The sequence below is a fragment of the Psychrobacter muriicola 2pS genome (assembly GCF_904846535.1).
GTDB lineage: Bacteria > Pseudomonadota > Gammaproteobacteria > Pseudomonadales > Moraxellaceae > Psychrobacter > Psychrobacter aquimaris.
This window is the reverse complement of record NZ_CAJHBC010000004.1, coordinates 167,941-192,202: the sequence shown is the minus strand read 5'-3', so window position 1 is coordinate 192,202 and position 24,262 is coordinate 167,941. Positions and strand designations below refer to the sequence as shown.

Sequence of the window (24,262 nt, the reverse complement as noted above, 5' to 3'; positions counted from 1 at the left end):
ATAGCAATAATAATAGCCATAGCAGTTATGCAAGCTATTTAGTAACTATCATTTTATGAGCAATTTATGAGCGCTTCTATTGAGTGATAAGCACAATATATTGAGAATTAATAACAAATAGACATATATTAATTTAATAATATAGCGTTAAGGCAACATATTAGCAACATATTAGTGGTTTTCAGTAGAGAGGAACGGCTTTTAAGACTGATTTCCATGCGCCAAAGCATAGGCAGAAAGATGGTATTTATGATTGGCTTGATTATCTGCCACTGTGACTGTTTCAGACGGGATAAGTAGTGTACGGCCCAATGCTTGCAAACTAGCGCCTGTGGTCGCGACATCATCAAACAATAATAAACGTTTCACAGGAGGCTTTTCGATTAACGCAAAAGCATTATCTAGATTACTCAGGCGCTCAGCACGTGTAAGCCCTTGCTGACTAACAGTGTCATCAATACGCGTTACACCATGCCATAAAGGTATCTGCCAATGCTTAGACAATTGCGCGGATAAAATACTGACAGGATCGAAGCCGCGTTTGACCAGTCGTTGCTCGGTTGTTGGCATGGCGACAATCACGCTATTATCATGATGACAACCATGAGGGCGTGGTAGCTGGCGTATAGCATGCAACAATAAAGGCAATTTGGTCATGTCTTCATGATGCTTAAAGGCTCTGATAGCTTGACGCAGTGGATACTCATAATAAGTCGCCGTTTGTATAGGTAGCGCAATACCAGCCGCAATGTCAACATTGAAGGGTTTCGGCAGCCACGCGATACTGTCATGACAATGTGAGCAAAGCAATCCGCTGTTAAAATGTTCATTGAGGCGCTGCCGAACATTAGCAAAAAATGAATGATCATTTGGCAGGGTTTTTAGGGAGTGGGGTATGGGGTCAGCCGTTGATGAACTGCTGATATTTGATGAGGAATAATTTCGGGATAGCTGAGATTGTGAGGTGCTGCGATAAACACGGCATAACTGACAGCGTATATCCATATACTCTGCCAGCCATAGTCCAGTTTGATAAGGAGCTAAGCGCCACATAAATAACCGTAATCGTCTATATTTCTACTAAAAACCTTTCCAATCATTCAGTACGATACCGAAACCAATAGAAGTGTTTTCGTGGTTATAATCAATGATTGACTCGCCATAACCTTGGAACAATTGCACATAACCATTGACGTTTTCAGTTAATGGATAAATATAGTCAAGTTGTGCTGCACCTTTATTGGTGCTTGGATTGTAGCGCAAAGTGCCACTTAGGCTTTGTTGATCAGGCAGGTCATATGAGAATTTGACATCACCGTAACCCATGTAGTCTTCAATATCAGGATTGTCTTCACTGCTGCTGCTCTCATTATTGACTCGAGCCCAAATACGCGGTACGACCGATAGCTTGCCCCACTCTGCCCCCGCCATCAGGTAAGCACGATTCCATGAACGTGATAACGGGTCATCTTGTCCATTAGAGTGATGAATGGCACCAGCGCCAAGCATACGAAGACGACCACCAAAAGGCAAGTCTGCCGTCACTGGCTGAGTCAAAAATATCTCAGGCTGATAGTCGGTGGCACGGAATGGTCGCGAGTTGTCTTCGTTGTAAACTTGCCAATGTGACTCTTGCGTATAACCAAACCATAAGTCAGCACTGCTATCAAATAAGTCTTCGGCGACTTTGGTCTTCAAAGATATCTGAAACTTCAGCTCCGTTTCACGTATATCATTAGAATCAAACGACTCTACATCTTGCGACGGTGTGCGTGGGTTTAAGTTGGGATCAAAGGTATAAAATAGTGGTAATACGTAGGTCGGACGGTATGGTCTGACGGTCCAAGTTCCACGCTCACTATTTTTATCGAGGTCATAAGACAAGCTGAGTGGGGTATATTTTTCGATGTCGGTCTGCGTGACTCCAATATTTTCTAAAACTTGTGCTTCTCTTTGCGTTAGCCCAACTGTGCCTAGACTTTCTGTCGTAGTAGGCCCGTTCTCGGCTGAACCAGTCGCTGTGGTATTCGCACCAGCAATGGTAGATTTCTCTTCTACAAAGACCACTTGCGGATTGCCTGAAAGTGTACTTTGAAATGTTTTTGCCAAATCTACTGGCTGCTTGGTCGTGGTGTAAGTCGGTGTTTTACCTTCTTCAGCGACTTTATCAAAGCAAGCCAAACGCGCAGCACTGGTCTGTACCTGGGTACATTCAAAAAATAATTTCGCTTGCTGAGCGATAAATTCTTTACTGACTACTTGGCGATCTTGCGCAGCTGTATTGGCATCCTGTGACACCTGATAGTCTTCATACTCAAACGCCGCCTCCGGTACTGGTAACTCATTATAGCTCTGAGTTTTATCGGCAGCTTGGACTTGCACGGTAAAGCAGGTTAGCGCTAGACCAACAGCAATATTCAAATAATGCTTTTTCGTCTGAAGTAAAATATTTTGGCGCGTGGTAATAAGGGGCACAGTTCGGCGCTTTGCAGTGATATGGGAAAACATAAGTGTCCTTTGTCTAACTGACATTATCGCCAGCAGAGTATATGAGATAATGAGTATGACTATTAGCATCATCGCTAAAATAAGCGCAATGACATTCAGACATAGAAGTCGGCAATTACGATGAGTAATGCGCCTTCAGCATTGTTGCTTTATTGTAATGAAAATATGTGCACTATACTAGCGTTATCGCTGCACTATACCAATGTAAATATGAATAACCAATGCTAAACCAAATGCTTAGCGTCAGGATGACAGATAACCGTTGGTAAAAATAAAAGAGCCAACGTACTGTATGAATAGTACATTGGCTCTTTTATATTGTTAAGCCTTTAGAAAAGACTTACTCGTTTTATTAAGTATCAGTTATTAAGCATCGTCAATGTTTGTTCAAACTCTGAACGACCAATTTCGCCTACCTGTTGATTGGTCAATTGACCGTCTTGATAATACAGCAATGCTGGCGGACCGAACAATTTATAGCGCGCTAAGATTGCTTTAGAATCGTCAGTGGTTTCTGTGATATCCAGTCTCACCAGCTGCCAATCCTGCATCTGTGCGGGACGATTATGAAATAAGTTTTTATCCATAATACGGCACTCAATACACCATTCAGCAGTGACATCGACAAGCACTTTAGGGTTGGCGGCGATAATTGCATCTAACTCAGTCAGCGTCGTGACGGTTTTATCTGTTGTATTACTCATGGCTGATTGACCAATCGTCGTCTGCATCATCGGAGCAGCACTCAAAGATGCCAGCGGATGTAAGCTATCATCGTTACCCAATGCCGCGCCGATGATTAAACAAGTGGCCCAAATACCGGCGATTAACCCTAATGCTTGGGTCAGCATACGACCTTTACCCAACCAACTCCACGCCCACATCGCTACAACCATAAACCATAACGCCCATACCATCAGCATCACAGGCGAGATAAAGACGCGCTCAATTAATAATAAAGCAACGGCAAAGAGTAATAAGGCAAAACCTTGCTTGACCCAGTTCATCCATTCACCAGCCTTCGGCATAATTTTACCTTGGGTGGCACCAATTAAGATAAGCGGTGCAGATAAACCAAAACCCAGCATAAATAAAGCCGCAAAACCAAGTAGTGGACTACCAATCGTCGATACGGCAAGCAGCGCACCAAATAATGGCGCAGAAACGCAAGGCGATACTACGAGCGCAGATAAAAAACCAGCGATTAAACTACCGCCCGTACTACCAAGTTTGCTATCTCCTGCTTGGCTCAAGCCCTGCATTTTACTGCTAATAAATCTCGGTAAGCGGATGCTAAACAAACCCAGCATATAGAGTGCTAATAATACAAAAACGATAGCAAAACCAATCAAGATAATGGGGTTTTGTAACCAGCCGATAATGCCTAATGACTCACCAAACACAGCGATGACCGCACCCAAAATACCATAAGCTGTCGCCACACCAATGGCGTAACTGGTGGTGAGAATAACACCACGTTTCACCGTTGGGTTTTTCTCACGCGCAACGATATTGGCGACAATCGGTAACATCGGGAGTACGCATGGTGTCAATGCCAAACCCAGCCCTGCTAAAAACAATAATACCAATGCCAACCAAGGATGAGAAGCCAAACCAAAAGGATCGCTATCAGTGGCATTACCTCCAACAACGGTATTGTTGGTTGTCGCAGAGACCTCACCTGTCGCAGTGCCATCTATTCCTTGTTCATCTGCACCAGAAATCGTATTGGTGGCGCCAAGCTCTCCATCTAAAGCCTCATCATCCAACAACGCATAATCAACCACCTCATCAGTCAGCGCTTGTTCTGCTACCAGACTGTCGGCATCCGTCACATTTGCGGCGGCGGTGTTTTCATTATCCGTCAGACTACTATTAGCAGACTCTTGAGTAGCAGTGCTGGCGCTATTTCCTGCAATCTGTGGCGTGGCAGCAGCGATATCAATCGTCGTTTTAATTTTTTCAGGTGGATAGCATAGTCCTGCTTTGGCGCAACCTTGCCAACCAATCACCACGGCAGCGTCGTTCACGCTTTTACCACTACTACTGCTCAAGGTCGTCGTAGCCACCATATTCGCTTGGTCAAATACCAGTACTTGCCCAAATGTTGGGTCATCGATTGAAACTGGCTTTTGACTAAAGGTAAAAGGCGCAGCCGTCACACCAGATGGCAGTGTCAGTTTGATTTGGTCTTTATAAACATAATGCTCAGGCGTAATGTCAAAATTAATAGCCAAGCGCGTACCATTATTGGTCGATTGACTGCTATGACTGACTTGAAAAGCTTTGTCCACTGGCAAAAATTTCGTTTGACCAGTACTTTTATCACTACTAAATAAATCACCGAGCCCAGCCGCTTGCGTGGTCATAGAGGTCGCGGTCAATCCTGTAGCGACCAATCCCGTCAGTCCAGTCGGTACAAGCCCTGTAAACAACGAGCTACTAGAGACAGCTAAGGCTAATAGATAAGACTTTTTGGACGAGCGATGTACTATTAGCGATGGTTTTTTTGCTATTGTCTTGATGGACATGAAGAGCTACCTATTTATTACCTAATATTCTATTTATTACCAATATTTGAGTCGATCGGCTGGCGGTCTATTTGCGTGTCACCGCGATATCAACCGTGGTTTTAATTTTCTCTGGTGGATAGCACAGCCCAGCTTTCGCACAGCCTTGCCAGCCAATTATAATCGGTGCATTTTTTGCGCCTTTACCATTGTTGGTGGTCAGCATCGTGGTTGCTACCATATTTTTTTGGGTAAAAACGGGAACCTTACCAAAGGTTGGGTCGTCAATGGAGACCGGCGACTGACTAAAAGTAAAGGGGGTTGCACTCACGCCTTTAGGAAAACTGAGAGTAAGCTGATCTTTATAGACATAATGACCTGGCGTAATATCAAAATTAATAGATAAGCGCGTGCCCTTAGAGGTGGCTGTGGTGCTGCTAATAACTTGAAACGCTTTATCGACAGGCAAAAACTTAGATTGGGCGGCACCATTATTAGCAAATAACTCGCCCAAACCTGCAGCTTGAGCGCTCATAGATGCCATCGACAACCCTATCATCAATGAAGTACTCATGATTGCAAGTGCGTGAGGCAACTTAGAGACTCGTTTTTTTGTGGTGACTGCTTGTGAATTGGGTAGGTTTGTGAACATGAATAATGACCTCTGCTGGCTGCTTTTAATGACAAATGATCGGGGCGATATGACTGGTATCAAACGTACAGCTTTATAGTGGAAAAATGGATGGCCTGATACTACCTATGAAATGCCACCTATGGAGTGCTACTCAATTTACTGACTGATAAAAAATATCAACCAATAATGCCTTATTGGTTGATATTTAGAGAACATTAGAGCCGTCTTAACCAATAAACATGCTATTGATTAAAAAATAGCTAGCGACCCATATTTTCATTACTCATCAGGCTAATGCTTATAATTGGGCATAAATATCAGCATCTTGACCTTCGCCGCCTTGCTGGCCATCTGCACCTAGCGAGAATAAATCATAAGGACGACCTTCACTGCCTGGAGCGACATATTGCATCTCGTTTTCCCAGCCATCTGTTGGGTAGCCACCTTTAATATAACCACCGTCTGGGTAGTTTTTGGCCTCTGCTGGCGGTGTGGTAAGTGCTTCTAGACCTTGAGCGGTAGTCGGGTAGCGCGAATTATCAACTTTATACATATCAAGGGCGTTAGATACTGTAGCAAGTGCTGTTTCAGTGGTCTTAACGCGAGCCTTATCACTTTGCCCCACCACTTTCGGGACAACTAAGCCTGCAAGAATTGCCAAGATTACAATCACGACCATAATCTCGATGAGGGTAAATCCAGACTGGTTATTACGCATACGCAGTGGCTGACTGGCTCTCGTAGGAGCTGGCTTGTTGGCACTCATATTACTTGCCTGAAACTGGTCGTCATTCATAGCACTTGTTGGCATGGTATTTACTTGAATTTTGTCAATTATAGTCATCGCTTTTGTCATCGCTTTTGGCATCAGGGTGATGTAAATAGTAAAAGTGGCGTTCAAGTAACATTAATGATCAGCGTATTAATGAACACTGAACTGATTATCACTATAAACCATGATTTTATTTTTATCCAGCGCCGCCAGTATATTGTTATGAACCTTGACTTTTATAAGCATCAATATTAGTTAGGACTCGTTGATTAACATTGATAAGGATAACTTTTGACTGATGCTTACTATAGCTTGATGGCTGGTCTTACCATAGTAAAAACGTGACTCAGTCAACAATCTACAACAGTAAGCAAATCTTAAGAAAGCTAGCGCAAGATTTAGTAAGATGGCTACAATAGAAATGTGAGCGGGAGGCACACAGGCTCAGAGAATTTAAGCGCTCATTACCCTGCCAAATCATTCATATTTACGATTGGCAGCATCACTGCCATCACGATAATCATCACCACCACACCCATCAGCACTAGCATCAACGGCTCAAGTAGCGACAACAAGGTACTGATAAAGTTGGTGGCTTCTGCTTCCTGCATGTTAGCGGCGCGGCTGAGCATGTTTTCAAGCTCGCCTGAGTTTTCACCACTTTTAATCATTTGTACCATCATCGGCGGAAAGTATATGGACTTTTCTAATTGACTCGATAAACTTGAGCCTTCTGTCACCCTATCAGCCGCAGTGATGATGGTTTTTTGAATGTGTAAATTGGTCGTCACCGCCGCACCAATATGCAGTGCCTCAATCAAAGGCACCCCCGAGCGTACCAATATCGCCAATGTACTGGCAAAACGTGCTGCATTAAGCCCTTTGGATAGCCGCGCCAATATCGGTAGTCTTAGCACGATGCTGTCTATCGCTAACTTACCCGCTTGGGTTTGGGCAAAGCGATAAAACAAAAACGCCGTTCCGGCCAATACTAGCAGCATCAGCCACCACCACTGAGTAATGAGGTTGGATAAGCTAAGGACAATTTGGGTAATGAGAGGTAGCGCTTGCTCGGACTGCTCAAACACTTTGACAATTTTGGGCACCACAAAACTCATCAAGCCCATAATCACGCCAATTGCCATCACCATCAGCACAATCGGATAGACCATTGCGCCTTGAATTTTCTTTTGCAATGCAAAGCGGTTTTCGGTGTAATCTGCCAACTGGTTAAGAATTAAATCCAAGTGACCTGACTTTTCTCCTGCCGCAATGGTAGCGATATATAGTGGTGGGAAACTGGCGGCTTGCTGTAACGCTCGCGCTAAGCTCAAACCCTCTAGCACATGCGAGCGCACGGCAAGCATGAGAGATTTGATGTGGGTTTTTGGTGATTGTTTGGCGACAGCAGCAAGCGTTTCTTCAAGTGGAATACCGGCTGCCAGTAACACCGATAGTTGACGGGTCAGCAATGCCAACTCGTAAGCAGACGGTTTTTTATAGCGGTTTTTATTCTGGTTTTGTCTATCATTGACAGCACTGACTTCAACGGGCGTCCATTGTTTATCACGCAGCTGCTGACGAACTTGTCGCGCAGAATCGCCTTCGAGTAAGCCTTTTTGCACACTGCCATGGTCATCTAACGCTTTATAGTGATAAGCGGGCATAGCAGCGAATATCCTAAGGTAGTCAATGAGAAAAGGTGATAGATAAGGGCTCAGAAAAGTGGGCTATTGAGACTTAATGGCTTAAAAAAGCGGCGTGGAGTCGCTACTGTCTGGCATCAAACCTTGTAATAACAAAACATCTAAATGCTGCTGCTGTAGTTTTTTATCGAAATCATTGACCTCAGCAATGAGCATTCTCTCGATACGCTTATCACTGGCAAACACACTCAATCGTGCACAGATAACCGCCAATTGATAAATACGTTTTTTGCAATAACCATCCAAACCTTGTAGCAATCTCACCATATGCGGCGTCTCTAGACTGGCGTATTCATAGTCACTCACGACCTGCGGACCAAGCGCCGTAACGCCATAACTGATAGACAGATGCGCGCAAAAATAGCAGCTAAATAAGTAGCCAACCACATGACCAATATAGTAGCCACGGTCATAGGTAAAACTACTCACGCCAAAGTGCCCAAGTACATAGCTATTTAGACTGCCTTGATCACGAATAGGCTTACTGTTCTTTAATTTGCCAACAGTAGCAAAGCATAGCGGGTTTCGTCCATCCTGAGTGGTCAACTGCCAACCTGCTGGCTGCTGAGCTGGCATATGACGGACAATATCAGCGATGATGTCATCGACCACATGCAGCTGCTGCCAAAGACGCTCTACTCCATCGGTATCCATCAAGCCGCGTTTATCAAGCTGCTGTGCCAGCAAGTATTGCTGATGTTCGGCGAATTGTAATTTGAGCGTTTGTACCAAATAAGTAGGTCGCGTGGCAGCGGATGCCATATATAACAATCGCGTACGCTCATGTTGGATACGGTACAGTGCCACACGCTGCTCGGCAATATTGGTCTCGCTAGCAGTAGGCGGTTGCATATTGGTATTAGTGTTAGACAACTCATCAGCCTCAGCTTTGACTATTGCCTCTTTAACGACCGCCTCTTCAATATCTGGCAGCGTAAACAGTGACAATAACATGGCTTTGTCAGGTATTGCACCCGCCTTGTCTTTTTGACCCCGTTTGACGTTGTTTGGATTCTTAATGCTTTGTTTTTTAGCGGACACAGCTGAGCCTTGTTGGCTATTGGCTCCTGCGCGTAGCTTTGCGGTCGGTTCAGTCATAACATACCATCAGCAGCAAAAATAAATATCATTTAGAACAAACGATCTGACCACCATACAGTGACATATCTTACGCTAAAAATAAGCGTTTGCGCCTAGATGACTCATTATTCCATAGTACCTGAACACAAGCACATTGTCAGCTGTCCATCGTCAAAATAGTCCCTATCAACACCTGTCAACAATAGACGAAATATCTTCATAAAAGTCTCATACTTCACCATTAAAAAACAAAAAAGCGTTAAGGGCCTAATGGCAACCTTAACGCTTTTTTGGCGTGTTAACGATACGCTAAGCGATGTTTTGTTTTTGATATTGTTGGCGGTAGACTTTTGGTGATACGCCATAAATGCGCTTAAATGCTTGACTAAAAGTTGAGTCTGACGCATAGCCGACCAACTCACTGATACGGCCGATACTGTTTTGCTGCAAGCGTAGATATCGGGCAGCCAAGCGCAAGCGATAATCAATTAGATAGGTTAATGGCGGCATACCAACCGTATCTTTAAAGCGCTGCGCAAAGCTTGAGCGTGACATTCCTGCGACTTCAGCCAGCTTATGAATGGTCCAGTTTTGATTAGGGGCTTGATGCATCGCTGCTAACGCCTTGGTCAAAAACGGGTCTTTCATGGCTTTTAGCCAATTTTCTGTGGCCTCAGGCAAACTTTCAATATAAACCCGCAAACATTCAATCATCATAATACTTGCCCAATGATTGATAACCGCGGTCTTGCCCATGCGCTCACGCTCGGCCTCTAAAGTCAGTAATTTAATCTCGACATCAATAACTTCAAACCTACCATCAGATTCATCATTTATTTCAGGCAAAATCGGAGGCAGCACAGACAATAAAGGACGTATCATCTCTTTATCGTACTTGCATTCAATCAATATCAAAGACGAGTTAGGATCACCATTACCATCGATATCAAGCGTATGTTCCTTACAATTGGTCAGCAACTCATCTAACGGTAGCGCATCGTCACCATTATGATCTAAGGCATAGCTCACATGCTTATGGGCACTGGGAATCATAATCATATCGCCAGCATGCGCCTGTCGCAGGCCATGGCCGACATCAATGCAAAAGCTCCCAGACATCACTAAATAAAACAAAATCGTATCTTGCCTAGTGATGGAATAAGACCAATTACCAGCCCCATTCAAACGATAATACTTAGTTTCAAACAAATGCACGTTTTGTAGCAATACGCTCAATGCGTCCATCAATCACTTCCTCAATAATATAAGATCCATAGCAGCGCATCTTAGATAAACAATTACATTCCTACTATGCTCCTAGGCTTACTTAATCTATTCAATATATTTTTTAACTGACTTTTGACTTTCTTAACACTCGTATCATTTTCAATGGATCATTTCTTAGTGGAACGCCTAATGTGTCAACTGGCTTTAAGATCTTCTCATGATGCGTCACTAAAAGTATTGCATTCGTTATGCTACATAAAGGCGGTTAAAGAATAACAAAGCACGTACGGAGATAGCCAGCTTTTAGAAAAAAACCATAATAAAAATAAATGAGACAAAAGGCCAGTAAATCGATAGACAATCAAAGGGCTGATAAGTCTACAAATTTTAATTGCAGGGGATAAGATAGGTCAAAACCAATCATACAGACACAAAAAAAAGCCAAAAATGGCAAGTATTATTATTTATAATAAGGTTTTTATAATGAGGTAAATCAAGAAGAGGATAATGCAGAATAAAATATGGGGCGACTGATGGGACTCGAACCCACGACAACCGAGATCACAACCCGGGGCTCTACCAACTGAGCTACAACCGCCATAACTATTGCCTGATGAGGCAAGATTTGCAGGCTAAATGGTGCGCCTGGCAGGATTCGAACCTGCGGCCACCTCCTTAGAAGGGAGATGCTCTATCCAGCTGAGCTACAGGCGCTCTTAGAGGACTTTTATATACTAAAGCAAGTTTTAAATATATCAGAAACTAAACCATTATACATAAAAAAAAGCCTGTAAGGCTCTTAAAAATAGATGGTCGGAGTGATAGGATTCGAACCTACGACCCTCTGGTCCCAAACCAGATGCGCTACCAAACTGCGCCACACTCCGAAATTTCTATTATCACGATAGTTTGTTGATTAACTCGTTATTGGAAATGCAACTAACTTGTTAACGTTCCTTGCTATCGAGGTGCACATATTAAGGGGAAAAGCCGATGGTGTCAACACCTATTTTTAATTAATTTAAAAAAACTGCTAAATTATTTAAAAAACGCTCATTTATCATAAAAACCACGATGACAAATCCTTTTCTCCACGATGCTAAGTGCTACTTACTCATCGACAGCGCTCATTATACTCTATTCCAATCAGGAAGCAAGCCGCCGTTTATCGTACCAGTAAGAACATTGAATGGTACAAGCCACAATGGCGCAGGACTCACTTTCTCATCATCAGCAGCATTATGGCTATTATCATAATTGTTAGGGCCATCAGTTTTTTTATAATCATGCACTTGTTGGCTGAGCGCAACTGGCAACCGCTCATTATCTTGTACTGGATAAACCAGCCACACCTGCCCTGCTTGATAGGCCTGAGCATAACTCATCAATTGATAAGCATCACTGGCACTAATGCTAGCTGTCTGCGATAAATGCTTCCATTTAATATCGATGACATGGCTATAGTGACCTTTTCCTCTAGCTTCGATGACCGCAGTGCCACTCTGATTTTGACAATTATCATCAGCATCAGTTTTATATATCAGCAAGTCAGGCCGTATAGACAGACATGCGCGCCCTTCTGCATCCGTTAGCCAGATACTTTGCGCTTGATATAACGGCTGATATTGTTGACTCACTTGCTGAAACATCGAGGCAATGCGCAGGCTTGCCCATTGCTCAAAGGCTTGATTCATATCAATCAGCAAGCATAAACACGGAGAGGACAGATTTTGCTTAAATGGTTTATTTGGAGCAATACCATTACCTGTTGCCACATTGGACTGTCGTAGTAACCAATAAGCCATATCTAACAACTGCTGAGCAGCTTGTAGTTGCGGCGCTCGAAGCGGTTGAATGGCTAACTGACGCTTTGCTTGCTTGTATATCGACTCTAACTGTGTCAGCTCTTGATAACTCAACGCAGCTACTCGCTGCCAAGCCTGCAAAAATTTAGGCGCATCTGCTTCCGATAACGTTGATTGAAAAAATAAAGGCGTCAGCAAAATCAACGTACTCTTAATTAACCGATTACCTAGCATGTCTTGGCTCAGTATACTGCTCTCACAGACAAACTTATGCGGCTGCATACTGTTGCGGCGCAATTGCTCTTTGATAAGGAGTCGACCTTGTAACGCTGCTTGATTATCAACCTGCGTCTGATAGTGCTTGCTTGGTCGATAATGAGCGAGCCGCTGCAAAAACTGCGTGATAAGCCAATCTGATAATGGCAGTACAGCTATCGATAGCGCCGCAAGTTGGCTGCTAAATTGGCCTAGATTTTTTGTATTGGGTAGCTTGTTTTTGGAATGACTGCTGTTGGTCAAATCCGATAGCATGTCCTGCACCCATTGGCGAGTTTGCCTGATATCAAGGTGATGACTGGCATTATGTGAAAGGCATGGTTGCTGCGGGACTTGGTCTCTAGACGTGTTTGCCGCTAGTTTGGGTAATATCTCAAGCGTCATGCCGCTGGGCAGTAAAATAACCCCTATATAATGCCCTACTTTTAACTGCCACTGTCCTTGTCTGCGCTTAATGCTAAATACCGCAAACTCTTGCGCCATCAACCAATGAAAATCAGACACCTGTAAGAAATCATGCGCTGTCAGACGCTGGTGTTCAAACACAGTGATGGTATTGGCATCAAGCGCGTTAACGTCGGCACTGTTAATATTATGGGCTATGCTTTTATGATTGAAGCTTCTATTTAGCAACGCTGAGCACCCTTATGGATATAAACGTTGATAGACAGCGGGTTTGGCAAACTCGCCTACCCCCGCGATGAGGTCGGTATTTATCTTATAGCCAGCGGTGCTCATAGACTGACCGAAAAATGCGTTTTGACCAGTAAACGGCTGATTTTGACTATTAGCATTCACTTGGTCATTTACACTGTTATTGATCGATGCGTGGCTATCATGAATAAACTGCGCTCGCAGTGGTTGCTGCTCATCTCTAAAAATATATTGCAAAGCACCCTCTTGCCCGCCAGTCACTTGCATTAACTGCGGAATGATTTGTTCAATCAATACCGCTTGCAATTGTTCAAAATCAGTCACTGACCATAAAAAAGCATGACCCAATTGCGCTTCCATTCCCAATGTTTGAATAATGCGATTATTCAAACCGGTTAATAGCTTTGCCAAATCTATCGTTGCTGCTGGACTGTCAGTTTCTGAGTTTTGGGGTACATGAATCATCGGTAATAACTCGGGATGCGGTGGACAATCGATAAAACGAAAGCGCCGACGTAATGCCATATCAAGTGGTGCTAAAGAATGATCTTGGGTGTTCATCGTGGCATAAATATCGACGTTGGCAGGGATGCTAAAAGCCCGTCCAGAATAGGCCAAATGAACGGTCATCGCGTTTGCCATGCCAACCCGTTTGTCTGGCTCAATTAAACTAAGTAGCTCACCAAATACTCGTGACACGTTGGCGCGATTGATCTCATCAATTAAGATGGCGTAACGTTGCTCTGGATCATTTGCCGCCCGTTGACACAGTTTTAAAAATGCACCATCTTGAATAGCGTAACTCATTTGAGACGAGCTACTCGTTGTATGATCGGACGCTGCCATGACAGGACGAATGCCTTCGACAAACTCCTCATAGCCATACGCTTGATGGAAGCTGACCATGATAAAACGCTGCTGGCTAAAACCTTGATTTGGGTTAGATTGGCTTTGGTTGACACTGTTATCACGCTGCGCTTGCTGAAATTCGGCAAGTTGCTGCGATAGCTCTGTTAATAACTCAAGGCTTTCTGGCACCAAATACCACGCACCGCCCTCGTCTTTATCAAAATAGGCTTGGCTGGCACGGTTTTTAACATTAACGGTCTTCGAGTCTATAGGGCTATGCGCTTGTAGCGTTCCCCACGCAGTATTTCTTAAGCCTTTCTCACGTGCATTCTGCGCCGCTTTCGCGACAAAAAACGCATGATTGACGATTTCAGGCACTTTTACCAAGTCTTGGTGTTTAGATTGAAAATCCAAAAGTACCAAGCATACGATTTCACGCCAGCTAAGCTCTTGCAATAGCTGCCCTAACAAATCTGCCTCATCGGCTCTCGGCAGATAATCGGTATACCGCTTAGCAATTTGTAACAGTCGATAGGTTTTCCCCGTACCAGCAACGCCTGTATAAATGATATTGGTCGGCACATGAATTGACGTGTCAGGCATAGCTTCATCCAGCATAGAAAAAGGAAATAAAAAAATAATCAATAAGGTACGCTAAAATCTCATCATTATAACGTGGCTATCTCTATCGCATCCAGCAGCACTGTTTATCAAAGCATCTGAGTGATACGATATTGCTTTGATAAACAGTATTCTTAGCACCCAAAATGTCGTTACGTTAGTACTATTTTATAAGCGCAACAGTTCATGCTAATAATAGTAGGCAGACGACAGTTAATGTACCATAGTGAGCATGGCAGCTTACACAATAGACATCCTATCAGCTGCTATGATGAAATATATAACACCCAAAGCGCCATTTAATCTATCTACATTAAGGAATTTTGTATGTCAGGATTATTAAAAAAACTCCCTAGCAAGCTAACCAATAAATTGCCAGCCAAAGCCTCTGACAGCACAAGATCGCCCGTCGAAAAACCTAACAGCACGCTCAAGCCAATCAGCAATCAATTCACCAAGCTGTTATCTATTACCAAATACTTACCTGCCAGCGCACGCTCGAGCATTTTATCCAAAGCCTTTGGTAAAGTGGTTCCATATGTAGGCACAACGGGCGTCTATTATGAAACGGTCGAACCCAACCAAGTCATCGTGAGCTTAAATAACACCAAAGCAGTGCAAAATCATATTGGCTCTATTCATGCGGTCGCCATTACGTTACTTGCCGAAACAGCGACCGGTTTTATTTTGGGTTTAAACCTACCCTCTGACCGCGTACTATTAATTAAATCGTACTCAGTTAATTTTTATCGCCCGATTAAAAAGGGCCAAATTGCAGCAGTGGCGTCTTTATCGGATGAGCAGCGCTTAGATATCCTAAATACACCAAAAGGTGAAATGGTGATTCCGTGCGTCATTCATGACCGTGAGTCTGACAGTGATCGTGACCCTATCGTGGTTGAGATGACATGGGCTTGGATACCTAAGTCTGAATTAGAAGCACGCCGTCAAGGCAAAACCAGCGAAAAGCCGCTAGAATCTGACACTGAATCTAAAACCGAAGCCGCAACCAAGCAAAACGACCAATAACTGGTTAAGAATACGTAAGGCATAATGTGCCATCTAGTTTGATGGGACATTATGTTTGTTAAATTTGTATAGCGCATTTAGAAAAATCGTAAAAAATAAACTTATAATAAGGAGACAACGATGTCCAAGATTACCCATAAATTGACCGCCCATTTAACTAAGGCTTTGCTAGTGAGCGCGTGCTCACTAGGTCTTACCATGACAGCTAATGCTGCGCCAACGTCAAATACCACAAATATAACTAAATCTAGCCCTGTGTTTCTTGGTGATGGTGGCAATTATCCTTTTTCAGAAGCAGTACGTGTGGGCGATACGCTATATATGTCTGGACAAATTGGTTTTAAAGGTGGCAAATTGGTGAAAGGTGGTGTTAAAGCCGAAGCCAAACAAGCATTGGATAATATTAATGCAACCTTGTTAAAATACGGCTATCAAAAATCAGACATCGTCAAATGTATGGCGATGCTGACAGACATGGATGACTTTGACGATTTTAATAAAGTCTATAAAGCAGAATTGGCCAAACCTTATCCGGTACGTTCAGCCTTTGGCGTAGCTGAATTGGCAGCAGGTGCCAGTGTTGAAGTTGAATGCATCGCTGCAAAATAATCACGACGTAACACGTTAAAGTATTAAGAGCACTGAAGCATTGAAAGCAGTAAAAGATGAGCATCAAATAACTGGCTACCATAGCCAGTTATTTTTTTACCTGCTATGCAGACCTTTTATCTGAGGTAGATTAAACCATCACCAATGTATTCTAGGCATTTTATACAAGTATCGTGTCATCAACTAAGGCGCTCTCTTTCGTCACGCGTAGCACCTCTTCTAGCGTTGTACGACCCGCAATGACTTTATGTAGCCCATCCGCACGAATCGACGGTGTCTGCTGACGTGCGTACTCCTCTAGCTCATACTCAGCGGTATTACTATGAATCATACGGCGCAAGGTATCATCAACGGGCACCACTTCATATATTGCCGTCCGCCCTTTAAATCCTGACTGATTGCATTTATCACAGCCAACTGGTTTGGGTAGATTGATAGGTTTACTTGTCAAAACTTTAGCGCCATTCTCTGAAACTGGCACAATACCAATCTCAGTGAATAATTTAGCCTGTTCGCTATCAGCCACTTGCCAACCATGACAATGCGTACATAAAGTACGTACCAAGCGCTGGGCGACGACACCAATCAGCGATGACGACAATAAAAATGGCTCAACGCCCATATCTTGCAGACGCGTGACGGCACCAATGGCGGTGTTGGTGTGCAAAGTTGACAATACCAAATGCCCTGTCAAAGAGGCCTGTACGGCAATTTCTGCCGTTTCTAAATCGCGAATCTCACCAACCATGACCACATCTGGATCTTGGCGTAACATCGCACGCAAACTTTTGGCAAAAGTCATATCGACTTTATTATTAACCTGCGTTTGTCCAATGCCATCGAGCTGAAACTCAATCGGATCTTCAGCGGTCAAGATATTGCGGGTTTGGTCATTGAGGTCGGTCAGTGCTGAATATAGCGTCGTGGTTTTACCTGAACCTGTCGGTCCTGTCACCAAAATAATGCCATGTGGGCGATGAATCAAGCGTTTTAGCTCAGTATAATCGTTATCAGACAGCCCTAAATACGTCATATTCAAGCGACCAGCTTGCTTGTCAAGCAGTCGCATGACCACGCGCTCACCAAAGCTCGATGGCAATGTCGATACCCGCACATCAACCTCACGGCCTGCTAGCCTTAAACTGATACGTCCATCTTGTGGCACACGCTTTTCGGCGATATCGAGCTTGGCCATGACTTTAATACGTGACACCAATAATGGCGCTAATTGGCGTTTTGGCGTAATGATTTCTTTTAATTCACCGTCGACACGAAAGCGGACGACCAAACGTTTTTCAAAGGTTTCAATATGGATATCTGAGGCATTTAAACGTATCGCTTCGGACAACAACGCATTGATGAGACGAATGATAGGCGCATCGTCTTGTTGATCCATCAGATCTTCAGTTTCAGGGACACTATCTGCCAAACTATCAAGATCGGGATGGTCTTCGAGTCCAGCGGCAATATGCTGCGACTCACCAGTATTGCCTGCATAAGCGGCATTCATGCGCTTTTCAAAGTCATCGGAGTTGATGCTTTCATAAGTGGGTATACCGCGTACACCTTGCTGCTGTAAAAATCGCACTGCCTCATTAATCGCTGATAATGGCGTGGCCTTGGTTAGCACCAAAGTTGCTGGCAGCTCAGGATCCATGGCAAGGATGACCAAAATCTGATGGCGTTTCGCAAAACTGTACGGCAGTTGCATCATAAAGGCGACCTGATAAATAAAGATAAACTCAGAAAGAAACTCGTGTCAAAGCGTGGCAAACGTATTATGCTTAACTGGCTAAACCGAAAAACACTACAAGTAAGATTGCATGATTTTGTTATAATAGCATTTTGTTTTACTCGCCATTAGGATTTTCAGTTATGTCAGAGAACACTAGCACTGCTACTCATCCGACTCCCCTTTTACAAGATACTTTTACGGTAGGGAGTCGTACCTTTTCTTCTCGACTGTTGGTCGGCACAGGTAAGTATAAGGATATGACTGAAACGGGCGCCGCCATTGGTGCTTCGGCAGCAGAGATTGTCACTGTTGCTATTCGTCGTACCAATATTGGACAAAACAGCAGTGAGCCCAATCTACTTGATGTGATTTCCCCCGATAAATATACTATTTTGCCCAACACTGCCGGTTGTTTCGATGCCGAGACTGCCATTCGTACCTGTAAGCTTGCTCGCGAGCTGTTAGGCGGGCATAATCTGGTTAAGCTTGAAGTATTGGGCGATGAAAAAACACTTTATCCGAATGTGATGGAAACGCTAAAAGCAGCCAAAGTATTAATTGATGATGGTTTTGAGGTGATGGTTTATACCTCAGACGACCCTATCGTCGCTCAAGAATTAGAAAGTATGGGCTGTGTGGCGATTATGCCACTTGGGAGCTTGATTGGTTCAGGTCTTGGTTTACTGAATCGTCACACCCTCAGTCTGATTATCGAAAATGCCAAAGTACCCGTATTGGTTGATGCAGGCGTTGGTACGGCCTCTGATGCAGCGCTGGCTATGGAGCTTGGCTGTGATGGCGTACTGATGAATTCAGCGATTGCCAATGCGCAAAATCCAGTCATGATGGCTCATGCCATGAAACATGCCATCTGGGCGGGACGAGAGGCATTTTTGGCGGGTCGTATGCCAATGCGCAAAATGGCGACTGCCAGCTCACCACAAACAGGGTACTTTTTTCAATAGCTATTAAATTTAATAACAATGATTGAGTTAATAGCATTTCATAAAAAGTCAGCTATAAAATAATAAGAAAAAAAGTGAAGTTATACTTACTCAACTTATTGTCATAAAAGGATTTATTATGCGGCTTCTCACAGCAGTCGACCAGTTGTTTTTACTTCTTGAGTCGCGTAAACAGCCCATGCATGTTGGAGGTCTATTCTTATTCGAATTGCCAGAAAATTCGGATAGCGGTTTTGTTTGTCAATTGGTCAAACAGATGCAAGATTCTGATGTGTCGCCTACCTTTCCTTTTAACCAAGTGCTTGAGCATTTGGCATTTTGGAAAAAAGACAAAAACTTCGATGTTGAACATCACTTGCATCATGTTGCTTTACCGAAGCCTGCACGGGTTCGCGAGTTGTTGATGTATGTTTCAAGAGAGCATGGTCGGCTGTTAGATCGTGCCATGCCGCTGTGGGAATGTCATGTTATTGAAGGTATTCAACCAGAAAACGAAGGCGGCCCTGAGCGTTTTGCCCTATATTTCAAAATTCACCATTCGTTGGTTGATGGCATTGCTGCCATGCGCCTTGTCAAAAAGTCTTTATCACAATCACCGACAGAACCCGTAACGCTACCAATTTGGTCGTTAATGGCACGCCATCGTAATCAAGTCGATGCGATTTTACCCAAAGAGCGCTCCGCATTACGCATCATCAAAGAGCAAATATCTACCATTAAGCCTGTATTTACCGAACTGCTGGATAATTTGAAGAATTATGGCGATGACAGCTATGTCGGTACCTTTGATGCGCCGATGAGTGTGCTCAATAAACGCATCTCAGCATCACGGCGCATAGCCGCACAGTCTTATGATATTCAGCGTTTTAACGATATTGCTGAGCGACTGAATATTAGTAAAAACGATGTGGTGCTTGCTGTATGTTCTGGTGCCATTCGTCGCTATCTCATATCTTTAGATGCTTTACCTAGCAAACCTCTCATTGCTTTTGTACCGATGTCGCTGCGTACGGATGATAGTGTGGCAGGCAATCAACTATCCTTTGTACTGGCCAATTTGGGTACGCATTTAGACGATCCATTGAGCCGTATCAAACTGATTCATCGCAGTATGAATAATGGCAAACGCCGCTTTCGGCGTATGAACCAAGCACAAGTAATCAACTATAGTATCGTCTCATATGCCTGGGAAGGCGTTAATTTATTGACTGGACTGTTTCCCAAAAAACAGGCATTTAACCTGATTATTTCTAATGTTCCTGGTTCTGAAAAACCTCTATATTGGAATGGCGCTCGTTTGCAATCGTTGTACCCTGCGTCTATCGTATTCAACGGTCAAGCGATGAACATTACCCTTGCTAGTTATTTAGATAAGATTGAATTTGGGATTACTGCTTGTAGTAAAGCACTACCGCATGTACAAGAAATGCTTACGCTTATTGAAGAAGAGTTACAACTGTTGGAAGCCACCAGTAAAGCGCTTAAGTTCCAAGGCATTACGGTTGAAGATAGAGGTGGCTATAAAGGAAATGATAAAACAAAAAAGCTGGCTCCATAACGGAACCAGCTTTTTAGTGTTAAGTTGTCTCACTGATTATGCTTAGCTTAGGTGTTGCCTAAAACACGTCACCCCATGTTGGGACAACCACTTGCATCAATGGCTTCAATAACTTAACGTTACAAGCAAAAATAGAGCCTGAAGTCATCGAGTTGTGCGCGCCTGTATGGTCAACCACCACACCACGTGCTTCGGTCACGATAAGCTCACCTGCTGCGATATCCCAAGGCTTGATAGACATCTCAAAATAACCGTCAAAACGACCTGCAGCAACATAGCATAAATCAAGCGCAGCTGAGCCTAAACGACGCACTTGACCGCCTGCTTCAGAGATCTTTTGCAAGCTTTCAAAATGCTGCTTGGCATAAGAAATGACTTCACCATTACGTTTACGCTCAAGCGGATGACCAGTAGTAAATAAACCACCGTCAATGGTTTTGCGCTCACTAACATTGATACGGCGTTGGTTTAAACGTGCGCCTTTACCACGACTAGCAGAGAACATCTCATCACGGACAGGATCATAGATCACACCATGTTGGGTCACGCCTTTATGCTGCACAGCGATAGACACACAAAACTGCGGCACACCATGCACGAAGTTTTTGGTGCCATCTAGCGGATCAATAATCCAGCACCAATCCGCATCTTCACCGCGACCTTCTTGCATACCAAACTCTTCACCCAAGTACGAATGATTTGGATAGCTGGCTTTTAGGGTTTCAATCGTCAGCTCTTCGCTGAAGCGATCAATACGCGTAACCAATCCATCAAGCCCTTTTGACTCAATATCCAACTCGATTTTGTGGCGGTTTTGATGCGCATATAAAATCTCTTTACCAACTTTTTCAGCAGTACGTGCTGCGATGACGACCATGGGTTCCATAAATAACCTATTTGCTTGATGAATGAATATAAAAAATAAGACTAACTCTGTGCCCACAACATGCCAATCAGCCGCCGCATCACACTGTATTTATACGATTAAAAAAATGCGCCATTTAAAAGCGATGACCGCATTATACTAAAATTGTTCGATAAAAAACGAAAAAAACCATGACGTTCGCTAAACCAACCCAAATTTTGGTGGTCATCACAAACTGCGTAAGTTGTAAAAAAGTCAGCACCTACGACTAAGTAGGCGTTCGCTCTATCGATCGAGCTTTTATCTATTTAACCAACACTCTGTCCAAATGACAGCTAAAAAACTTAAAAAATTTTTAAAGATATAACTTACGATAGCAACTGTTTCAGCTGCCTTACCACACCTTTAACATCTAAACCACAATCAGCCATTTGCTCCGCTTGTGAGCCATGGGCGACAAAGCGATCTGGAATACCGATATTAATAATGGCGGGGCGGTTATTTTTAAAGGCTGGCGATTCGTTAAGCAAATACTCATTTACCGCACTGCCCGCGCCGCCCATAATCATATGCTCTTCTAGGGTCGCGATGTGTGTAACACCTTGCTCTAACAGCTTTTCTAATAATTCAGTGTCTAAAGGTTTTACCCAGCGCATATTAATGACATGTACCTGACAGCCTGATTCTATATCATTGTCAATCAAGCTTTCGGCCGCTTGCTGAGCCGTCGCAACCATGGTACCAAATGCTAGTAGCGCCAACTTTTTAGGCGCATCATCACTACCTAATACCGACTCTACCACTGCCTCGCCAATGTTATAAGTCTGTGCCGGCGATGAGATAACTGCACCAGTACCAACACCGCGCGGATAGCGTACTGCCGTGCAGCCTTGATATTCATAGCACGTATTGAGTAAATGGTAGCATTCGTTTTCATCTTTCGGCGCGGCAATCAGCATATTGGGCACGCAGCGTAAAAAAGCAAAATCGAATACGCCTGCATGCGTTGCACCGTCTTCACCGACTAGGCCAGCACGATCAATAGCGAACATCACATCAAGATTTTGCAAAGCCACATCATGAATCAGCTGATCGTAGCCCCGTTGCAAAAACGTCGAATAAATCGCCACAACCGGTTTAACGCCTTGGGTTGCCATCCCAGCAGCCAATGTGACGGCGTGTTGCTCAGCGATGGCTACATCAAAAAAACGCTCTGGAAATTGACGGGCAAAATCAATCATCCCCGAGCCTTCTTCCATGGCAGGTGTGATGGCAAGCAGCTTATCGTCTTCAGCGGCCTTATCACATAAGAATTGCCCAAATACTTGCGAGTATTTTAACGCAGGTTTGGTGTTGGACACTGATTTTTCTGTGGCGACAGCCTGAGTATCATTCTTGACGTCGACAGGAAGCTTGCTGATAGCATGATAGCCAACTGGGTCTAATTCAGCTGGTGCAAAACCTTTGCCTTTGGTGGTATAAATATGGACTAAAACAGGGCCTTTCATCTGCTTGGCAAGTGACAATACCCGCAGTAGCTCAGGGATATTATGACCATCAAACGGACCAAAATAGGTAAAACCAATCGCTTTAAATAAATTGTCTTCTAACTGCGGCACATCGCGCATCTCTTTGTGACGCTTACGGCGATCAAAGCCTTGCATATCAGGGCGCTGACAGAGCACTGGCTCGCCTGCATCAGAGATATCGACCTGATACCCTGACTCCCACAGCATCGCTAAATGCCGTGAAAAACCACCGATAGAACAAGAAATCGACATATCGTTGTCATTTAAAATGACCAATAAATCCGCATCTTGTTGCACCGCATCATTCATCGCTTCAAATGCCATACCGCCGGTCATTGCACCATCACCAATGATACAAGCAACGGTTTGCGTGCGACCTTGATAACGCAGTGCTAAGCTCATGCCTAAACCAGCTGAGATTGAAGTCGATGAGTGACCAACGCCAAAAGTATCGTAAACGGATTCTGCACGCTCAGGAAAAGCAGTCAAGCCATCTTTCGAGCGGATCGTCGCCAACTGATCACGGCGACCCGTCAAGACTTTATGAGCATAGGCTTGATGACCCACGTCCCAAACGATTTGATCTTGCGGCGTATCTAGTAAGTAATGCAGCGCAATGGTCAATTCAACCACGCCCAAATTAGCACCAAAATGCCCACCGCTTTGACCTGCTGAATACAATAGAAATAGCCGCAGCTCATCAGCCAACGTGATAAGTTGAGCGGTTGTCAGTGTATTAAGATCAGCTGGCGCTGCAATGCTATCCAGCAAAGGCGTATCAGGACGGACGCGTGGAATCACAGTATAAGTCTGCTGTAGATTCGACAGCTGGGCAGCAGAATCGACAGCTGGCATAGATACGGACTGAGACTGTGGGAAATGAGGTGACTGCTGCATAAACCGTACGATACCTACCAATCTGCTGACAAGACAGCCTCTTAGCGCATAATGCTAACTAAGTGACGTCAATAATATCTACACCATTATTGATGTAATCGACCATATAACTGTTCATAAATTTATTCAGGCAGCCTTTATATCAACATATAAATAGCTGCGCGCCGCCGAATAGCACATACGCTACCGTCATAGACAGCGATGGAACATTGCTCTGACGCTTTCATAACAAGGGGTAATATTATGCCTGATTATTCTGCATCAATATCGGATGTTAGTGACGACATAGTAATGTAAGGGCAAAGACTTGTCACTGTATCCGTCAAAATAGTATGGCATAATAGCATTTATTTTTAATTGTCGCTTTAATCATCGTGCGTCGTTTGTGAACTTTGTGTGTTTTTATAAAAAAGACAATCAGCATGCACTATTT

At 43.8% G+C, this 24,262-nt stretch carries 17 protein-coding genes and 3 tRNA genes; 4 read left to right on the top strand and 16 right to left on the bottom strand.

The window, feature by feature from the left end:
- Positions 1–201: 201 nt before the first annotated feature.
- The 13 genes from JMX93_RS07725 to JMX93_RS07665 form a co-directional block, all read right to left on the bottom strand.
- Positions 202–1,053 carry a ComF family protein gene (locus tag JMX93_RS07725; protein WP_499204374.1) on the bottom strand — a complete coding sequence of 284 codons (852 nt, stop codon included), beginning with the start codon at positions 1,051–1,053 and terminating at the stop codon, positions 202–204.
- Positions 1,054–1,080: 27 nt separating this feature from the next.
- Complete coding sequence (locus JMX93_RS07720; protein WP_499204373.1) at positions 1,081–2,508, bottom strand: phospholipase A; 1,428 nt, start codon at positions 2,506–2,508, stop codon at positions 1,081–1,083.
- Between the two features lie 359 nt (positions 2,509–2,867).
- The gene (locus JMX93_RS07715; protein ID WP_499204372.1) at positions 2,868–5,039 is read right to left on the bottom strand and encodes a cytochrome c biogenesis protein CcdA; all 2,172 of its coding nucleotides are present in this window, start codon (positions 5,037–5,039) and stop codon (positions 2,868–2,870) included.
- 67 nt (positions 5,040–5,106) lie between these two features.
- A complete protein-coding gene (locus JMX93_RS07710) occupies positions 5,107–5,670 on the bottom strand; it encodes a protein-disulfide reductase DsbD domain-containing protein (protein ID WP_499204371.1) in 564 nt (187 codons plus the stop codon).
- A 280-nt stretch (positions 5,671–5,950) separates the two neighbouring features.
- Positions 5,951–6,418 (bottom strand): type II secretion system major pseudopilin GspG, encoded by a 468-nt coding sequence (gene gspG, locus JMX93_RS07705; protein WP_443214943.1) that lies wholly within the window; start codon positions 6,416–6,418, stop codon positions 5,951–5,953.
- A 470-nt stretch (positions 6,419–6,888) separates the two neighbouring features.
- Complete coding sequence (gene gspF / locus JMX93_RS07700; RefSeq protein WP_443510409.1) at positions 6,889–8,091, bottom strand: type II secretion system inner membrane protein GspF; 1,203 nt, start codon at positions 8,089–8,091, stop codon at positions 6,889–6,891.
- 81 nt (positions 8,092–8,172) lie between these two features.
- A complete protein-coding gene (locus JMX93_RS07695) occupies positions 8,173–9,228 on the bottom strand; it encodes a hypothetical protein (RefSeq protein WP_193011281.1) in 1,056 nt (351 codons plus the stop codon).
- Positions 9,229–9,519: 291 nt separating this feature from the next.
- Positions 9,520–10,455: an AraC family transcriptional regulator gene (locus tag JMX93_RS07690; RefSeq protein ID WP_443214906.1), complete on the bottom strand. Its 936-nt coding sequence runs from the start codon at positions 10,453–10,455 to the stop codon at positions 9,520–9,522.
- A 504-nt stretch (positions 10,456–10,959) separates the two neighbouring features.
- Positions 10,960–11,035: transfer RNA gene (locus JMX93_RS07685), tRNA-His, on the bottom strand.
- A 39-nt stretch (positions 11,036–11,074) separates the two neighbouring features.
- A tRNA-Arg gene (locus JMX93_RS07680) sits at positions 11,075–11,151 on the bottom strand.
- A 96-nt stretch (positions 11,152–11,247) separates the two neighbouring features.
- Positions 11,248–11,324, bottom strand: a tRNA-Pro gene (locus JMX93_RS07675).
- A gap of 243 nt (positions 11,325–11,567) precedes the next feature.
- Complete coding sequence (locus JMX93_RS07670) at positions 11,568–13,151, bottom strand: McrC family protein (protein ID WP_499204370.1); 1,584 nt, start codon at positions 13,149–13,151, stop codon at positions 11,568–11,570.
- Positions 13,152–13,163: 12 nt separating this feature from the next.
- Complete coding sequence (locus JMX93_RS07665) at positions 13,164–14,624, bottom strand: McrB family protein (RefSeq protein WP_499204369.1); 1,461 nt, start codon at positions 14,622–14,624, stop codon at positions 13,164–13,166.
- A gap of 345 nt (positions 14,625–14,969) precedes the next feature.
- Between JMX93_RS07665 and JMX93_RS07660 the strand changes: the two genes are divergently transcribed.
- Positions 14,970–15,671: a DUF4442 domain-containing protein gene (locus tag JMX93_RS07660; RefSeq protein WP_443557492.1), complete on the top strand. Its 702-nt coding sequence runs from the start codon at positions 14,970–14,972 to the stop codon at positions 15,669–15,671.
- A 120-nt stretch (positions 15,672–15,791) separates the two neighbouring features.
- Positions 15,792–16,280, top strand: a complete 489-nt coding sequence (locus JMX93_RS07655) for a RidA family protein (protein ID WP_499204368.1) — start codon at positions 15,792–15,794, stop codon at positions 16,278–16,280.
- Positions 16,281–16,440: 160 nt separating this feature from the next.
- On the opposite strand, the gene gspE is transcribed toward JMX93_RS07655, so the two are convergent.
- A complete protein-coding gene (gene gspE, locus JMX93_RS07650) occupies positions 16,441–17,994 on the bottom strand; it encodes a type II secretion system ATPase GspE (protein WP_499204367.1) in 1,554 nt (517 codons plus the stop codon).
- Between the two features lie 161 nt (positions 17,995–18,155).
- Between gspE and JMX93_RS07645 the strand changes: the two genes are divergently transcribed.
- On the top strand, positions 18,156–18,980 hold the full coding sequence (locus tag JMX93_RS07645) for a thiazole synthase (protein ID WP_198332200.1): 825 nt from the start codon (positions 18,156–18,158) through the stop codon (positions 18,978–18,980).
- A 118-nt stretch (positions 18,981–19,098) separates the two neighbouring features.
- Entirely contained in the window at positions 19,099–20,538 is a 1,440-nt protein-coding gene (locus JMX93_RS07640) for a WS/DGAT/MGAT family O-acyltransferase (protein WP_499204366.1), read from the top strand.
- 58 nt (positions 20,539–20,596) lie between these two features.
- Here JMX93_RS07640 and JMX93_RS07635 read toward each other — a convergent pair whose 3' ends face one another.
- Entirely contained in the window at positions 20,597–21,424 is an 828-nt protein-coding gene (locus JMX93_RS07635; protein WP_193011288.1) for an inositol monophosphatase family protein, read from the bottom strand.
- A 347-nt stretch (positions 21,425–21,771) separates the two neighbouring features.
- Positions 21,772–23,829, bottom strand: coding sequence for a 1-deoxy-D-xylulose-5-phosphate synthase (gene dxs / locus JMX93_RS07630; RefSeq protein ID WP_499204365.1), 2,058 nt, complete (start codon positions 23,827–23,829; stop codon positions 21,772–21,774).
- Positions 23,830–24,262: the final 433 nt, after the last annotated feature.

What these genes read in the sequence shown, in the direction of transcription:
- JMX93_RS07725 (WP_499204374.1), bottom strand. Translation starts at nt 1,053, where the DNA reads ATGTGGCGCTTAGCTCCTTATCAAACTGGACTATGGCTGGCAGAGTAT.
- JMX93_RS07720 (WP_499204373.1), bottom strand. Translation starts at nt 2,508, where the DNA reads ATGTTTTCCCATATCACTGCAAAGCGCCGAACTGTGCCCCTTATTACC.
- JMX93_RS07715 (WP_499204372.1), bottom strand. Translation starts at nt 5,039, where the DNA reads ATGTCCATCAAGACAATAGCAAAAAAACCATCGCTAATAGTACATCGC.
- JMX93_RS07710 (WP_499204371.1), bottom strand. Translation starts at nt 5,670, where the DNA reads ATGTTCACAAACCTACCCAATTCACAAGCAGTCACCACAAAAAAACGA.
- gspG (WP_443214943.1), bottom strand. Translation starts at nt 6,418, where the DNA reads ATGAGTGCCAACAAGCCAGCTCCTACGAGAGCCAGTCAGCCACTGCGT.
- gspF (WP_443510409.1), bottom strand. Translation starts at nt 8,091, where the DNA reads ATGCCCGCTTATCACTATAAAGCGTTAGATGACCATGGCAGTGTGCAA.
- JMX93_RS07695 (WP_193011281.1), bottom strand. Translation starts at nt 9,228, where the DNA reads ATGACTGAACCGACCGCAAAGCTACGCGCAGGAGCCAATAGCCAACAA.
- JMX93_RS07690 (WP_443214906.1), bottom strand. Translation starts at nt 10,455, where the DNA reads ATGGACGCATTGAGCGTATTGCTACAAAACGTGCATTTGTTTGAAACT.
- JMX93_RS07665 (WP_499204369.1), bottom strand. Translation starts at nt 14,624, where the DNA reads ATGCCTGACACGTCAATTCATGTGCCGACCAATATCATTTATACAGGC.
- JMX93_RS07660 (WP_443557492.1), top strand. Translation starts at nt 14,970, where the DNA reads ATGTCAGGATTATTAAAAAAACTCCCTAGCAAGCTAACCAATAAATTG.
- JMX93_RS07655 (WP_499204368.1), top strand. Translation starts at nt 15,792, where the DNA reads ATGTCCAAGATTACCCATAAATTGACCGCCCATTTAACTAAGGCTTTG.
- gspE (WP_499204367.1), bottom strand. Translation starts at nt 17,994, where the DNA reads ATGATGCAACTGCCGTACAGTTTTGCGAAACGCCATCAGATTTTGGTC.
- JMX93_RS07645 (WP_198332200.1), top strand. Translation starts at nt 18,156, where the DNA reads ATGTCAGAGAACACTAGCACTGCTACTCATCCGACTCCCCTTTTACAA.
- JMX93_RS07640 (WP_499204366.1), top strand. Translation starts at nt 19,099, where the DNA reads ATGCGGCTTCTCACAGCAGTCGACCAGTTGTTTTTACTTCTTGAGTCG.
- JMX93_RS07635 (WP_193011288.1), bottom strand. Translation starts at nt 21,424, where the DNA reads ATGGAACCCATGGTCGTCATCGCAGCACGTACTGCTGAAAAAGTTGGT.
- dxs (WP_499204365.1), bottom strand. Translation starts at nt 23,829, where the DNA reads ATGCAGCAGTCACCTCATTTCCCACAGTCTCAGTCCGTATCTATGCCA.